The 16,105-nt window shown below is 36.9% G+C and carries 16 protein-coding genes; 2 read left to right on the top strand and 14 right to left on the bottom strand.

The genetic code is table 11. From position 1 onward, the window contains the following. Positions 1 to 23: 23 nt before the first annotated feature. Positions 24 to 1,415: an L-cystine transporter gene (locus MKZ30_RS02355; RefSeq protein WP_033600688.1), complete on the bottom strand. Its 1,392-nt coding sequence runs from the start codon at positions 1,413 to 1,415 to the stop codon at positions 24 to 26. Positions 1,416 to 1,712: 297 nt separating this feature from the next. Here MKZ30_RS02355 and MKZ30_RS02350 point away from each other — a divergent pair, with 297 nt between their 5' ends. After that, complete coding sequence (locus MKZ30_RS02350; RefSeq protein ID WP_002419997.1) at positions 1,713 to 2,048, top strand: hypothetical protein; 336 nt, start codon at positions 1,713 to 1,715, stop codon at positions 2,046 to 2,048. Positions 2,049 to 2,094: 46 nt separating this feature from the next. On the opposite strand, the gene MKZ30_RS02345 is transcribed toward MKZ30_RS02350, so the two are convergent. From MKZ30_RS02345 to ptcA, 9 genes are all read right to left on the bottom strand, one after another. Beyond that, the gene (locus tag MKZ30_RS02345; protein ID WP_002358717.1) at positions 2,095 to 2,481 is read right to left on the bottom strand and encodes a DUF1149 family protein; all 387 of its coding nucleotides are present in this window, start codon (positions 2,479 to 2,481) and stop codon (positions 2,095 to 2,097) included. 112 nt (positions 2,482 to 2,593) lie between these two features. Then, entirely contained in the window at positions 2,594 to 3,025 is a 432-nt protein-coding gene (locus MKZ30_RS02340) for a hypothetical protein (protein WP_002355595.1), read from the bottom strand. A 349-nt stretch (positions 3,026 to 3,374) separates the two neighbouring features. Continuing rightward, on the bottom strand, positions 3,375 to 4,019 hold the full coding sequence (locus MKZ30_RS02335; RefSeq protein WP_002419996.1) for a deoxynucleoside kinase: 645 nt from the start codon (positions 4,017 to 4,019) through the stop codon (positions 3,375 to 3,377). Between the two features lie 8 nt (positions 4,020 to 4,027). Further along, positions 4,028 to 4,726 (bottom strand): nicotinamide riboside transporter PnuC, encoded by a 699-nt coding sequence (pnuC, locus tag MKZ30_RS02330; RefSeq protein ID WP_002355593.1) that lies wholly within the window; start codon positions 4,724 to 4,726, stop codon positions 4,028 to 4,030. A gap of 557 nt (positions 4,727 to 5,283) precedes the next feature. Further along, positions 5,284 to 6,870 carry an amidase family protein gene (locus MKZ30_RS02325; protein ID WP_033600687.1) on the bottom strand — a complete coding sequence of 529 codons (1,587 nt, stop codon included), beginning with the start codon at positions 6,868 to 6,870 and terminating at the stop codon, positions 5,284 to 5,286. Positions 6,871 to 7,066: 196 nt separating this feature from the next. Continuing rightward, the gene (gene arcC / locus MKZ30_RS02320; RefSeq protein WP_002366182.1) at positions 7,067 to 7,996 is read right to left on the bottom strand and encodes a carbamate kinase; all 930 of its coding nucleotides are present in this window, start codon (positions 7,994 to 7,996) and stop codon (positions 7,067 to 7,069) included. Positions 7,997 to 8,007: 11 nt separating this feature from the next. Next, on the bottom strand, positions 8,008 to 9,105 hold the full coding sequence (gene aguA, locus MKZ30_RS02315; RefSeq protein ID WP_002383005.1) for an agmatine deiminase: 1,098 nt from the start codon (positions 9,103 to 9,105) through the stop codon (positions 8,008 to 8,010). Further along, a complete protein-coding gene (locus tag MKZ30_RS02310) occupies positions 9,098 to 10,474 on the bottom strand; it encodes an APC family permease (protein ID WP_249958779.1) in 1,377 nt (458 codons plus the stop codon). The genes aguA and MKZ30_RS02310 overlap by 8 nt, the downstream gene beginning before the upstream one ends. Before the next feature lie 66 nt (positions 10,475 to 10,540). Then, positions 10,541 to 11,560, bottom strand: coding sequence for a putrescine carbamoyltransferase (gene ptcA / locus MKZ30_RS02305; protein WP_002355587.1), 1,020 nt, complete (start codon positions 11,558 to 11,560; stop codon positions 10,541 to 10,543). 399 nt (positions 11,561 to 11,959) lie between these two features. Here ptcA and MKZ30_RS13300 point away from each other — a divergent pair, with 399 nt between their 5' ends. Further along, positions 11,960 to 12,805: a helix-turn-helix domain-containing protein gene (locus tag MKZ30_RS13300; protein ID WP_016614110.1), complete on the top strand. Its 846-nt coding sequence runs from the start codon at positions 11,960 to 11,962 to the stop codon at positions 12,803 to 12,805. A 42-nt stretch (positions 12,806 to 12,847) separates the two neighbouring features. On the opposite strand, the gene MKZ30_RS02295 is transcribed toward MKZ30_RS13300, so the two are convergent. From MKZ30_RS02295 to MKZ30_RS02285, 4 genes are all read right to left on the bottom strand, one after another. Continuing rightward, positions 12,848 to 13,165 (bottom strand): thioredoxin family protein, encoded by a 318-nt coding sequence (locus tag MKZ30_RS02295; RefSeq protein WP_002383003.1) that lies wholly within the window; start codon positions 13,163 to 13,165, stop codon positions 12,848 to 12,850. Positions 13,166 to 13,304: 139 nt separating this feature from the next. After that, positions 13,305 to 13,433 (bottom strand): hypothetical protein, encoded by a 129-nt coding sequence (locus MKZ30_RS13295; RefSeq protein ID WP_002355577.1) that lies wholly within the window; start codon positions 13,431 to 13,433, stop codon positions 13,305 to 13,307. Continuing rightward, a complete protein-coding gene (gene rlmD / locus MKZ30_RS02290) occupies positions 13,434 to 14,807 on the bottom strand; it encodes a 23S rRNA (uracil(1939)-C(5))-methyltransferase RlmD (RefSeq protein WP_002355574.1) in 1,374 nt (457 codons plus the stop codon). Between the two features lie 199 nt (positions 14,808 to 15,006). Continuing rightward, positions 15,007 to 16,095 (bottom strand): diacylglycerol kinase, encoded by a 1,089-nt coding sequence (locus MKZ30_RS02285; protein ID WP_002383001.1) that lies wholly within the window; start codon positions 16,093 to 16,095, stop codon positions 15,007 to 15,009. Positions 16,096 to 16,105: the final 10 nt, after the last annotated feature.

Genomic DNA, 16,105 nt, shown 5'->3' with positions numbered 1-16,105 from the left:
CAAACACTTTTCGTTTTATTGATTTAGATATTTGCATCTAAGACAACGTCGCGATCATTTAAGACATCACGATCTAATTCATGAATACGAGCACTTGTTAACACACCTGCAACCATACTATCGTTAACGTTAACAGCTGTCCGCGCCATGTCAATAAGTGGTTCAACCGAAATTACTAAACCAACAATTGCAACTGGCAAGTTCATTGCGCCTAAAACGATTAGAGAAGCAAAGGTTGCTCCGCCGCCGACACCGGCTACGCCAAATGAACTGATTGTGACAACTGCTACTAACATTAAAATAAATTGTAAACTAAAGACATCAATTCCAACAGTTGGTGCAACGATGGTTGCTAACATAGCTGGATAAACGCCGGCACAACCATTTTGTCCAATAGATAAACCGAAACTACCAGCAAAGTTTGCTGTAGCATCATCGACACCTAATGCTTTGGTTTGTGTTTCAATATTTAATGGTAAAGCTCCTGCACTTGAACGAGAAGTAAAAGCAAAGCTCAAGACTGGAAAAACTTTCTTTAGATACGTAACTGGATTGACTTTTAAAGTAATTAAAATCAGCATGTGAATGGCAAAAACAATGAGTAAGGCCACATACGATGCCAACACAAATTTACCTAAGTTAATAATCGCAACAAAATCACTTGTTGCTACAACATTAATCATTAACGCTAACACGCCATAAGGGGTCAAGCGTAAAACTAAGGTAACAATTCGCATGGTAATTTTATATAAACTATCAATTAAATTTGCAAAAAATTCAGCTTCTTTTGGCGCTTTACGACGAACGCCTAAATAAGCGACACCAACAAACGCAGCAAAGATTACCACCCCAATGGTACTCATTGGTCGTGTTCCCGCAAAGTCAGCAAAGACATTTTTAGGAATGAATGAAACAATTTGTTGGGGAATCGTCAAATCTTGAATCGCATCTTGACGCGTCGCTAACTCGGCAATTCTTGACGTTTCTGCAGCACCTTGCGTGAATTTTGCCCCTTGAAGACCAAACGCTAAGGTTGTTCCAATCCCCACCAAGGCAGCTACTGCTGTTGTTCCTAGTAAGGTGGCTAACACATTAAAGCTAATTTTTCCTAATTTATTGGATTCTTTCATTTTTGTAAATGCACCTACGATAGATACAAATACTAACGGAATTACGAGCATTTGTAGAAACGCTACATAACCATTACCTACAATCCCGATCCATTCCATTGATTGCGTAGTAATTTTACTGTCTGTACCAAAAGCAAATTGAATAATTGCACCTAAAACAATCCCCACGCCCAATGCTGAAAAGACACGTGTTGAGAATTTTAAATGTTTCTTTTGCATTTGGTAGAAACCGAATAACACAGCAATAAATGCAAGGATCACTAATACAGTGATGAATGTTGTCATTTTAGTTCCTCCCTATGTTTTTAATGACAAGTACATCAAAGGAAGTAAAGGTTCCCGGTACTCACTCTCCAGTAAATACCCTGAAAACAGCAAACTGTTTCCAGTGATAGTTCTATTGTACCTTATTTTATAGCAAATAGTGGGATAATTTGCTTACTTTTTGATAGAAAATAACCGCTGTGATAGTTTAAAACTATCACCAAGCGTTGTTTTACTAGTCACTGTAAAAATAAGTTGTTTTTTGTCCTCTTTCTTTTAAGCTGACGTGGTATACTTAGTTCTAGGAGGTGTAAGCGTATGCAAAAAATTTGTTGGATCCTTTCTGTCAACCGTGATGGAGCAATGTTGTATGTTGGGAGCCCTGCAAATGGAGGTCCTTGGCTCTTTTCAAATAAAGAGCAGCAAAACATCAAAGCCTTTTTTCAACCAACCTATGAAATTGACTTTATCAGTTATGATGTTCTTTCAGAGAAAGTACCAGAAGCTGCGTTCATTTTGTACAATGAAATGCTCGCTCCCTATCTTCCCGAAAAAATCACCAAAGTTGGTCAGCCGATTGCTTATGTGGATATCGCTACAAAAAATTATGAACAGTTTAAAAAAGCTTTGGTTGCTAAATCTTCACAAGAATAAAAACAGCGTTTGTAACGGAATCCGTTACAAACGCTGTTTTTAAAAGTTAAGCTTCTTCTGATTGTTGAAAATTCAATTGAACACCTGGACGATCCAGAGCAATTTCAGTTACTTCATAAGATAAACGTTCGACGATGCTAAATAAAGGACGCACAAGTTCATCGACTTCTTCTTGCGAAATATCTTCTTGTTTTTCAATTTTACGATCAATAATGTGATTAATTTGGCTAATCGCCCCTGATAAAACAAATTCGTCAAAGACAATTCGAAATTCTAAGCGAGCAACAAGTGCTGAGCTATTTTCTGGATAATTTTCTTCTTCTACTTCAATTGGTGAAAAACTGACACGTAAATCTGTCTCTACTTCTGAATCAGGTACTCGCATATCATAGTGATACGCTTCAACAATTTCTTGTTGGCGTTTAATTTCCATTGTTTTTTCTCTCCTTTTTTAACAAGATATTCCCCTTTTAGAATATCCAATGGTTTCTTTTCTCAAGTATACCACAAGTCCGAAAGTTGCCTAGACCAAAAAACACAGAAGGTCAGACTTTTTTGATAAATTGATTTTGGCAGTTTGAACAAGTGACTTTGATTGTTCCTCGTCCTTTCGGCGCACGTAATGACTGCTGACATTTTGGACATTTAAAATAACGATACTCTTTCTGAGTCATGTGTCGCTTGCGAAAAGCATGAACCTTTTGCATTAGGCGTTGTTTTCGAAGAATAAACCGTTGATTTTCATTCAATCGCGGGTGAATATGTTTTGAAAAAAAGCGATAATACACGTAGGCGACTGTGATTAAAATCAATAATCGAACCCAAAGATAGCCAGTAAAAATATTGATGAGCGCCAGCACAACACTTGTTAGCAACAGCGTTCGATTCAATTCATCAAACCGGGCATAACGTCCTTGTAAAAATCGTTGCGCTTTTTTGCGCCAACGTAGAATGCGTTCAAACCAAATTTGGCCCATTTATCTTCCTTCTTTCGAGCATTATTTTTTGAATAAATGATTGATTTACAGAAACTTTCAATCAAAATTTACACTTACTAAGTCCAAATTTTGAACAACTGTTGGTTATTTTCGATGGTATACTTCTAGAGAAGTCAGGTCAACCGATGAATGACTTCGTTGATAATAGCTACCGCTATTTTATACAAACTTAAACTGTCGATGGATAGATTATCCGATTTTAACTTAGGGGAAGGTTAAAATCCGATTCTATAATTTAGCACTACACTCCTTTATTTAGTAGCAACTTTAGCCTATCTATCCACATTTTAAGTCAAAAAGAAGCAAGTCCGGACTTGCTTCTTTTTATTTATCTTTCTAATTCTTCAATTTTCTTCTCAATTAACGCCAAGACATATTGACACGCTTCAGGATCTTCGACAAAATCATATTTATCGCCATCAATTTGAATTTTAGGACTTTCATCATAGTCTTCGTACCATTGATCATAACGCTCGTTCAACATTTGATAGTAATCATACAACGTTGAATCTGTCTCAATTTGTTCATAAGGACGGCCACGTTTTTTGATGCGTTCTAACATTTTGGGAAATGAAATACGAATGTGAACTAACAAATCAGGTCTTTTTTTATGCGCAGCATAAGGCAATTCTTGGAGCATGTTTTGTAATAAGTCATCGTACACTTTGACCTCTGTTTCGTTGGCACGACCTAAATCTGCATTTAAATGAAAAAGTAATGAATCTTCATAAATCGAGCGATCCAATACATTATTTTCATGCGTTAATGCTTGTTTAATACTATCAAAACGTTTATTTAAAAAATAAATTTGTAATAAAAATGCGTACTTTTCCGGTTCCGCATAAAATAAAGGTAATACCTCATTATCATCAACTGATTCGTAAAAGGCTTCTGAACCTAAACGGTTTGCAATTAAAGCTGTTAAACTAGATTTACCAGCGCCAATCGTACCTGCTAAAACAATCACTGCCATCGAACTCCCTACCTATTTTTTTCCATTTTATTTTTTATCTTCAACCAATTAAACATACCAAAAATTGAGTTAAAAGTATACATACAATACATAACAAATATCGCATAATCACCACCAGCGTGCGTCCCTGCTCGGAACCATAACAAAATTGAAAAAATATTTCCTAGTAGCCAAAACACGAATTGCGATTGATAACGTTTAATCATCAATAACATTCCTGTCGCTGAAACACTGAACGTGATTGCATCTAATGTTTGTTGCGCATCATTTACAAAGCCTAACAAAATATATGCAGCTACGCCAATGAGCAGCCACGTGAAAAAGGCATACAACCACTGAATACCTTTTAAAACTTTTACTTCGGTTACTTGACCCGAGCCATCTTCGCTAGCCCGAAGCCAAGCATAAAGCCCTGTAATGTCCATAATAATATAGAAGCTTTGTAAAAGAACTTCCGCATATACCCGTGTTACTAACCCAAAATAGCCAATAATCACTGCACTGATTAAGCCAAAAATGTAATTGCTGACTTTTCCTTGGGCAATTAAATTCACACAAATGATGCCGGCTAAACCACCTACTAACGTAATCCAATTCGATGGATTGATAGCAAATGCAATCAACTGTACCCCCACCATCAAAGCTAAAAACAAGTAACTTCTCGTTTCCCAACCTTTAAAATCATTCACCAAAAAATTCTTATTCACGACAAATTTCCGACCTTCCTAAAACCAAACTTTTCTCTGTTGACGTCTCAATAAGAGTACTCCGTTTTAAAAAACAAGTCAATCAGATTTCGGAATAAAAAGAAGATTTTAATACTATATATTGATTAAAAAAATAAAAAGACACTACATATAGTTATTTCTTAAGCTTTCTGATATCTTTTATTGCCACAATATTTTCTTCATCTTGTTTTAATCTTCTATGTAGTCATGGATTTGTTTCCATCTAATAATTCCTGCTGCAGAACCCTTTACGACGGTAGCGCTCCAAATTAATGTTGCGAAAGCGGAAGCAACCACACATATTTATGCTTCAAATACAGTCATCGTTCACTCTTTTTATTGAAATGCTTAAAAATTGACGGCCTTATTTCTCGAATCTGGCCACTTATTAACTTATTACATGAAAACATTCGCCTAAAAAAGCAAAAAAAAAACGACTCACCTAAATAATCGACCTACAAATAATTTTCTTTCATTTGTAGGTCGATTATCTTTATTAGGTTTGATACGGATGTTTCGCCATTCCTAGTTTCCCTTTACTGCTCATCTCTACTTATTTTTTTACTGTTTGCCAATAGCTCGTTGTCTGAAAGCACTATCCGTCCTTTGGTACTTTGTTCAAAGCTGTAAGCTTGCTCAAATAACGTTTGCTCTTTATTGGCAGTTTGTGTAAAAGTCAGCCCATAAGGTTGTCCTTCACTGTTTTTCGCCAAAGGAACCGTCAATTCAGGATATCCTGCCACGGCACTTAAACCCGTACCTTCAGAATCAATAAAAGCATATCCGTCTAATTGTTGTTTTTTTAGCAACGCATCAAACGTTTGCTGTGCTTTTTTAATGGTTGCTTGAATGACTTCTTTATCTGGTTGTTTCTTTTTAACATCTGCTTCTAATAAATCTTGCCCATACTTGGCACGAACCTTTTTATCTTGTTGATTATACGCAATTAGTTCCTCCAGTGTTTTAAATGGTAAATCATAACGTTTCGCAAATTCTTCCAATGCAAACTTAAATTCATTGGAAATAACTTTCCCGCCATCAATCCCTTCCATATCTGGTGTTACCGGAATCACTTCTGCTCCTGCTTTTTGGAGGGCCTTTTTAGCAGTCGCAAATTCTTCTTCAGCACTTGGCATTTCTAGCAACCCAATGCGTTGGCCTTGTAAGTTATTTTTAGTAAATTTCGTTGAATCAATGCTCGGAACCGTGTCTTTCTTAAACGCATTATAGCCTTGTGCAGCATCAACGACACTTCGGGCAATCGGGCCAACTGTATCTAATGACGGTGCCAATGGCAAAACACCTTCGCCACTTACTGAACTGTGGGTCGGTTTAAAACCAATCACTGATTGATGAGAAGCGGGGGAAACAATCGATCCCATCGTCTCAGTGCCTAAAGAGAAGGCGCCGATATTCATCGTCACACTGGCCGCACTCCCAGAACTTGAACCTGAAGGTGTTATTTTGAGTGGCCCATAAGGATTAAGTGTTTGTCCATGTTTGGAACTATAGCCACTTGGTGCTTTCATTGACATATAATTCGCTAGTTCAGATAAGTTTACTTTTCCTAAAATCAAAGCTTGCGCCTCTGTTAACTTCTTAACTACTTCCGCATCTTCCTTAGGCTTGAACGTGCGTAAGGCATAAGCTCCTGCACTTGAAATCATGTTGGTCGTATTTATATTTTCTTTCAAAGTCACAGGAATACCATACAAAGGCTTCTTCGGTGTTTGAGAGGCTTGCTGGTCAAATGCCTTTGCTTCCTTAATTGCTTGCGGATTGATTTCAGAGATGCTGTTCATACCATTATCTATTTGATCGAACTGTAAAATACGGTCCAAATAAAACGCCGTAAGTTCTTCATAGGTCAATGTTCCGTTGGCAATCGCTTGCTGTAATTCAGTGATATTTTTTTCAATAATCAACGGTGCTTTGGTACGAGCTTTTTGTACATCTGTTTCTTTTAATTGGTCTTCAATCGTTTTAACGATTCTCTCTTGATTGTACATTGCTGGGGTTTCTGCCTCAGGAGTGAACTTTTTGAGTATAAACCAATACGCTGCAGCGCCTATTATGACTAACAAAACAGCAATTATTCCGATTACTTTAAAAAATTTAGACATTTTTATCCTCCTATACCATTTAAAGATTATCTTACTATGTTTATTTTTGCATGACAACTAACAGTTTTGTTCGTTAAAAAGACAAAATAAAGAGTAGGACATCCGTCAAAACGACCGATGTCCTACTCTCTAACGATTAAGTTAGTCCGCTAAATGCGTATGTTTTAGTCTTTTGTGAAAGTTAAATACTGAGAATTTATTGTGTAATTCGTGTACCACTTTCTCCTTTGATTGCTTCCGAAGCTAATTCTAAAAGCCCGATAATCGCCTGGCGGTTTGGTTTACTTTCTGCAAAACTGATGGCCGCTTCCACCTTAGGTAACATACTACCTGGCGCAAATTGATCTTCTTCTATATATTGTTGCATTGCCGTAACCGTAACATCGGTCAAAGCTTGTTGATTTGCTTGACCAAAGTTAACAAAAACATGTTCTACTGCAGTTAATACCACAAAAACATCTGCTTCAATGAGTTCAGCCATTTTAGCTGCCGCAAAGTCTTTATCAATGACTGCATCTACACCATGATAGACTGGACCATCATAGGCAATAGGAACCCCGCCACCACCACAAGCAATTACGATCTGTCCTGCATCAACAAGTGTTCGCAAGCTAACCTTTTCGTAAATATCAACTGGTTTTGGCGAAGGAACTACCCGTCGCCAGCCTCGACCCGCATCTTCTTGATAGACGTTCCCAGTTTCCGCCATCAATTGTTTGGCTGTTTCTTCGTCATAATAACCACCAATTGGTTTTGTTGGTTTTGTAAACGCTGGGTCTTTTGGATCCACCACGACTTGTGTAATTAACGTAACAACTGGTTGTTCCCCTAAATTTCTGGCTACTAGTTCTTCATCAATTGCTTGTTGTAAATGATAGCCAATATAGCCTTGGCTCATTGCTGTGCATTCAGGAAACGGCACGACATCTTCTGGAGATTGACTCGTTTCCTCAAAAGCTAAGCGAATTTTGCCAACTTGTGGCCCGTTGCCATGAGCAATCACCACTTGATGGCCTTGTTCAATTAAATCAACAATGGATTTTGCAGCGGTTTGTGCTTTTGCCAATTGTTCTTTCGAAGAATTTCCTAACGCATTTCCACCTAATGCAATCACTATTTTTGACATCTGTTTCCCTCCTAGCGCTTTGGTTCTTGTTGTGTGATACAGTGAATATTGCCGCCCCCATAAACAACTTCTACCGTATTAACGCCGACAATTTTTTTATCTGGGAACATCGTTTGAACTTGCTCTAAAGCCAAACGATCATTTTCATCACCATACTGTGGCACAATCACGCCATCATTTGTAATTAAAAAGTTCATATAGGATGCGATACAAATATCGCCATCTTCTCGTGGCATGGTTCCTTCCACGAAATCAATTTTGAAGGAGCCTTGAATGGTTACATTTTTGACAGGACAGCATAATTTGTGGACTTTTAATTGGCGTCCTTTAGCATCAGTCATTTTAAGCAAACGTTGATACGCATCTTGTGCCGCTTCATAAAATGGGCTATTTTGATCTTCGGTGTAAATACAAGCCACTTCACCAGGTGCAATAAAACAAGCTACATCATCCACGTGACCATTAGTTTCTTCTGGGTCAATTCCATCACCTAGCCAAAGAACTTTTTCAACATTTAAATAGTCGCATAATTTTTGTTCGATTGCTTCTTTTGAAAGTTGTGGATTTCGACCTTCACTTAATAAGCACATTTCTGTAGTCAAGACTGTTCCTTGTCCATCTACGTGGAATGAACCGCCTTCTAAAACAAAATCATCTGTACGATAAGAATCTACATGCTCAATTTCACAAATTTTTTGTGCAACCAAATCGTCTTGGTCCCAAGGGAAATATAAACCATCTACTAATCCCCCCCAAGCATTGAATGTCCAATCCACACCACGGATTTCTCCATGGTCGTTAATGACAAATGATGGTCCACAATCACGGACCCAGGCATCATTGTTTGACATTTCGTAAACCGTAATTTCTGGCGGCAATTGGCGACGGCAATTTTGAAATTGTTGTTGAGAAACCACCACATTCATCGGTGTAAACTGACTAATTGCTTTGGCCACATTAGTAAAAGCTTCTTGGACAGGTTTACCACCATCACGCCAATTATCCGGTCTTTCTGGCCAAATCATCCAAACTTTCTCTTGTGGTTCAAATTCTCCTGGCATTCTAAAGCCATCTTGTTTAGGGGTACTTCCTACAATTCGTTTAGCCATTTTCTTTCGTTCCCTTCTTAATTTTTTTCACGTAAATAATTACTTCACCAAACAGAATAAAAATGATTGCCCCAATTGTAATTGGTAATTTTTCATTTAATGCTGCGGGACTAAAATCTAAAGGTACTGCTGTGAAAATCAGTGAAATAATAATCATAATCATTGGTAAAACCACTAAAACTTTTAAAAATCCTGGTTTTCCGTTAACTTTAAACGGACGTGGTGTATCGGGATCAATTTTTCTAAGCTTATAAAAAGCTGGGAAAACTGGGATATACGATAACAAGAATAGGACGACATTCAAGGAGAAAAAGGCCCAGAATAAATCTTGATTAGGTAAAATTGGTGCTAATACAATGACAATTGATGCCACAATACCATTCATCAAAGCAGCCCCAATTGGCATGTCATTTTTCTTACTACGTTTTTCAAAAAACTTAGGCATGTCACCATTTTCAGCAGCATAACAAGCTGTATTATTGACTCCTAATGACCAAGAAATCATGTTGCCGAACAACGTAAGAAGGAAGAGGAAAGCCATCAACATAATGAACCAACCTTCTGTCGAGCCTGTTAATAGTTTAAAACTATCCATCATACCACTGCCGGTACTAATTTGATCGGTGGGAATCGCTACCCCAATTCCAAAGGCTGAAAAAATATAAATGGCAGCAATGACTAACCCCGCTGCTATAATAGCTTGTGGAATTTGCTTCTTAGGATTTTCCATATCATCTGCAAACGTACAGATGACTTCAAATCCTAACAAATTAAAAATGATTACAGAAATAAAAGATAAACTCCTTAAGTCAAACGTTGGTAGCATTGATTTCAAGGTAAATTCATTGGCAACACCTTTCGTCAAGGCTACATACAATCCTAGCCCACCAATTAAGACTGCTAAAACCATCTTGATTACGGCAGCACCATTTAGAATCCAGATACTGTCGCTGACTGGATAAAAACTAATCCAAACCACAATCCAAATAAAAATTAATTCAACAATAATCATCATCGGTGTTGAAAACTTAATACCTGTAATTGTCGTTAACAGTTCTGGCGTCATAACGGCTAATGAAGCTAGCCACAATGGATAATTAATCCAATAATACCAAGAAACTCTGGCACCCCAACGATGACCATATGCTTTGGTCACCCAATCATAGATGCCCCCTTCACCAATATAAGTTGTTCCTAATTCTGATGAAATTAACCCATATGGCAATAGGAATGCAATTAATAAGAAAATCCACCAAAAAAACTGAGAATTACCAATTGCAGCAACAGGCGCCGCTGCTTCAGCAACGAAAACCACACAGATCACTGATAAAATGGCACTCGTTAAACTAAATTTCTTTTTCCCCTCCATGAAGACTCTTCCTCTCTTTATAAACTGTCCACTGATTCATTTTTTCAATCAGTGGACAGTTGGCCGTTAAATGCTTTGAGTGTCTAAGAAAACTTCTAGTTCTTTTTTCGCTTCTGCTTGCTTGATTAAATCATAAGGATTTTTTGCTTCATAATCATTCATAAGATATACTAATAAGCCACGAATAGATGTTAAACGGTTTTCTGCTTCATCGAAACAAATAGAATTTTTACCGTCAATCACTTCATCAGTTACTTCTTCCCCACGTGTTGCTGGTAAACAGTGCATGAATTTACAATTGGCACCTGCCCGATCCATCATTTCTTGATTCACTTGATATTTTGGATAGAAAACCTTCATACGTTCTTCTTCAGATAATTCCGCTTCGTACAAGCCATACCAAACATCCGTGTACAAGAAATCAGCGCCTTCAACAGAACTTGCATCATCTGTGACCAAAAAGCTACCGCCTGAAACTTCACAATTTTTTGCTAATTTCGCTTGATGCTCTTCATTTAATTGGAAGCCTTCTGGACCGAAGTGAACAAAATTCATGCCCATTTTTGTTGTGATTAATCCTAAAGAAAAACAAACTTGTGTCGCATCTCCGACAAAGACAACTTTACAATCTTCTAATTTTTTGCCTTCTGGTAAATGCTCAACCATGGTACACAAATCACCTAATTCTTGGGTTGGATGATTGTAATCAGACATACCGTTAATGACTGGGATGGTAGCACAATTAGCTAAATCAACAATACTATGGTGACGTTCCACACGAGCCATCAAAATATCTACTAAACGTGACAATACGCGGCTGGTATCTTCAATCGTTTCATGTCCCCCTAATTGAATTTGACCAGGTGCTAAATATTCACCATGTCCACCTAATTGTTCCATTGCAGTTTCAAAAGATACTCGTGTTCGAGTTGAAGATTGTTGGAAAATCATTCCTAAAGATTTGTTTTTTAACAGTTGCGGATAATACCCATTTTTAATCGCTTCTTTAATTTTTAATGATAAATCGACTAAGTAGTGCATTTCCTCTTTCGTATATGTTTCTGTTGTAACGTAATCTCTTTTCATGATGTGTTCCTCCTAAAAGTTGTTTTTGTTTACACATTGACTTTACCAAGTTTAGCGAAGAGTTTACTATCCGCCAAAAGTTAGAAAACGCTTTCTTTTTTTGGCGTGATTTTTCATTAAAAAAAGTTTATTTATGGTTATAAACCGTTGGTACACCAGGGGTTTATAAAAGTTTAGGCGGATTTCTCTCTAATTTCTGACCAATCATAGATTTGAAAATGGTATAATTATTTTGAAAAATCATTCACTTAAAATAAAAGATGAAAGGGGTTTCCAATCGTGACATTTGTTTTTATTTATAACATCTTGTTGATTATTTTATATTCATTTACTTCAACCTTTACCTTAAATCTTTACTTGAAAAATAAACAACCGATTTTTTTATTGCTTCTCTTTTTAATGGTTATTTTTATTTGTGACAATGTGATTGTTTATATGACTGAGTTCATTAATTCGTTTGCAACCGAATATAATCAGACCTTTATGACCGCACCTTTTTTAAAGACCATCATTTTTATTTGTTGTAATTTTGCCTATCTGGCTATTATCAATACTGTTAGTGGTCGTCCTTTTAAAAATTATCAATTTGTCTGGTTATTTTTAATTGGTTTATGGATGCTAGCTATTCCATTTTCACAAAATTCCGCCTTAAAAGTTTGGTTGTACTATTTACCCAATCAGTTATTTTTAATTTACCTTGGTTTCTATGCGCTCTATCAATTACGAATAGATCCTTTATCAGCCCTTGCGAAAAAATATCTTCGTTTTATTGGTTGGCTAAGCATTGGTTTCGGTGTGGCAATTCTTTTGGAAGATACCTTCGTTATTTTTAACATTGACCAATATTCTGATATTGTCTTTAAAATTAACAACCGAAACGTTTCTGAAGATATTTATACAATCATTCTCTCCATCGCCATTATCTACTTCTGTAATCGTGATTTTCCTCTGTCGGTTCTTGAAAAAGACGCTGCTAAATTGGAAGAAAATCAATCAGATGAATCCGTACTTTTGGCGCCTTTTTGTGATGCCTATCAATTAACGCAGCGAGAAAGAGAAGTGCTTTCGTTACTTTTAGAGTGCAAAACAAATCAAGATATAGCCAACGAACTATTCCTATCAATCGGGACAGTAAAAACACATATCCACAATATTTTCGTTAAATTAGAAGTAAACAAAAGAGCAGAAGTTTTTGTCAGTTATCAACTTTTTTCTCAACAACAAACTGAACATTTAGCGAGATAATCAAAAAGGAAGCCTCTCCGTGATCGGTGGCTTCCTTTTTGATTAACTATTTTCTTGTACTTGTCGAACTCTCTTTTCAATTTCTTGAAAGTTAATAATTTTAGCTTGGCGATGAATTTCTTTTCCTTCATAGTATAAGATAATGGTCGGTGCAGAAAAAGCATTTAATTGTCCAATTATTTCTGGACTTTTATCAGCTTCTGCAATGTATGTAGGAAATTCATATTTTGTTGAAATTTTTTCGACAATCGGTTTATCAACTGTACAAACACTACAATTTTTTGCTGTCAAAAAGACGGCTTGTAGACGATTGTCTGTAATTTTTTCTTCTAATTCTTCTAATGTTGTTACATATTCCACTGAATAGCCCTCCTTGTCTTTTGTCTAAAATAACAGATTTACTAGCAAAAGAACAACTTATTTGTTTGGCTAGGAATACTTTAACAAAAAAGTTGCCGCCCATTTCATTAATGGGCGGCAACTTTTTACTGATAACCGCTTATTTATTAAAAATTTTAGGCCCTTTGCGCATGTTTTTACGATCATTTTTGGGAGTTTCCATTTTTTTAGAACGGCCACCACCTTGTTTCTTTTTAATTAATTCTAACATTTTTTCTTTTTCATTCATTTAATCCACCGCCTTTGTTAATAACGTGACAGATTCAATGTGGGTCGTTTGTGGGAAATTATCCACTGGTTGAATTTCTTTTGCTTCATAGCCACCTTCTGTTAATAATGCAATGTCGCGAGCGAGTGTGGCTGGATTACAGCTGACATAAACAATTCGTTCAGGTTGCGTTTCAATTAATGTGTTTACTAATTGACCATCTAACCCTTTCCGTGGTGGATCCACCACCACAACATCTGGTTGCAAGCCATTTTCAACTAATTTTGGCAATAATTCTTCCGCTAAACCAGCCGTGAAAGTGGCATTCTCAATGTTGTTTAATTTAGCATTATTTTCTGCATCTTTGACCGCTTCTTCAATTACTTCAATACCGTAAACTTGCTTTGCATCTTGGGCTAAAGTTAAGCCAATCGTCCCAATCCCACAATAGGCATCCACCACAATTTCATTGCCTGTTAAAGCCGCATACTCTTTGACTTTTTGATACATCACTTCTGTTTGTTGTGGATTTACTTGATAAAATGAACGCGCGGAAATTTCAAATTTCAAATCAAAAATAGTATCTGTAATTTTTTCAGACCCATGTAATAAGATGGTTTCGTCGCCAAAAATGACATTGGTTCGTTTTGGATTTACATTTTGTACAATGCTGACTACTTCCGGAATAGCTTCCAAAATATCTGGCACAATTTTACTAATTGGGAATAATTTCGGTGTTCTCGTAATTAGAACAACCATCATCTCCCCAGTATGGTAGCCACGACGAACGACAATATGGCGTAAGTTCCCTGTATTATCAGATTCGTTATAAGGTTTTACGCTATATTTACGCATAATGTCACGGATTTTAACAATTGCTGCATCAATTTCTGGGTCTTGAATATAGAAATGTTCCATCGGAATTAAATCATGGCTATTTTTCCGGAAAAAACCTGTTTGTAGTTGGTTGTCAATTTTACGCACGGGAATTTGTGCTTTGTTCCGGTAATGCCACGGATCGTTCATCCCAATTGTTGGTAAAACAGGGACTTCTGGCAATTTAGCGACACGTTGCATAACATTTTCGACTTGTTGCGTTTTAAATGATAGTTGGGCGCCGTACGCTAAATGTTGCAACGGACTGATCCCGACTTTTGTAAAGTTTTCATCTTTCACGGGCACCCGCTGTTCACTGCTTTTTAGGACAGTCAATACTTTCCCATAACCAAAACTTTTGCCTGTTTTTAAGACTTTGATTTCAAGTTTTTCACCTGGTAAGGCATTTTCAATAAACAATGGATAATGGTCCACTTTTGCCACGCCTAAACCTTCATGCGTCAAGTCAATGATTTCTACTTCAATGACGTCATTTTTCTTTACTGGATAATTTTTCATAAGTCGCTCCTTCTTTTTATACACTTCACTCATTCTAATGAAAATACCTAAGAAAAGCAACAACGAATTTTCATGGCGATTTAGCAATTCCGTTTGAGCTTTTTGGGTAAATAAAAGAATGAGACCCTTTCCCTTAGTCAAAAAATAGCCAATGAAAGATCTTATCAACTAAATCTTTCATTAGCTATTCACGGACTACTTAGTGCTTTTCTTTTTCGGCAATCTTTCCATCGCCATCAATATCTTCGTCTGTTAGTCGTTCAACTTCTTTGACAAATTCTTTGCTAGCTTCGTTATATGCTTCTTCCTCTTCGTCTTCTGATTCTACGACAATTTCATCGCTGCCAGTTAAGACAGAACCCATAATCGCATTGGACGGCAGTGCATCACCATTTGCAAAAATTTCAATGTGTTGATGCATATTTTTAAAGGTCATTGGAGCATCGCCTCCATATTCACCATCTAAATTAATCATCATTTTATTGTTCTTTTCTAACGTTTCTGCATGTAAATAGCTGGTCTTTGTATAGATTAGTCGATGATCTTCAACATGCTTTCCACCATTTAACATTAACGCAACTAAATGAAGAATCTCAAAAATATTGGCTGTTTTTACAATGATTAATGAAAACTTACCATCATCTAATTTAGCATCTGGTACGATTTGCTCGAAACCACCCACCGAGTTAGTCAGCCCTAGGAAAAACATTGATGCGTTGCCTTCGTACACACCTTCATCATATGTCATGCGCATTTTAATCGGCTTCACTCGCGGCAACATTTCGGCTCCTTTGGCTAAGTACGCTAAGTAGCCAAAAATACTTTTCAACTCTGACGGAACTTCATAAGTCAGTTCCGTTAAATGACCACCCGCCGCAATATTGATAAAGTAATTTTTGCCGGCTTGACCAATATCCATTTTGACAGTTTGATTTTTTTTAATCACTTCTGCTGCCTTAACGATATTATCACGAGGAATCTTCAAGGCCCGTGCATAGTCATTCGTCGTTCCAGCAGGAATAATGGCCATTTTAGGGCGCCGCTTCAACGGAGCAATCCCATTCACGACTTCATTAATGGTCCCATCTCCACCTGCTGCTACTAGTAAATCAAATCCTGCACGCGCAGCACGATGTGCTTCATTGCGTGCTGAATTTTCTTCTGGTGTGGTCGCAAATGCACTAGCTTCATAACCACATTCTTCTAAAATAGATAAAATATCGGCTAAGTTCTTTTTAACTAACTCTTTTCCTGACGTTGGATTATAAATCACTCTAGCTTTTTTCATGGTTTGCCTG

The sequence above is a fragment of the Enterococcus sp. LX10 genome (assembly GCF_023539285.1).
Classification (GTDB): domain Bacteria; phylum Bacillota; class Bacilli; order Lactobacillales; family Enterococcaceae; genus Enterococcus; species Enterococcus faecalis.
This window is presented reverse-complemented; position numbering and strand designations above follow the sequence as displayed.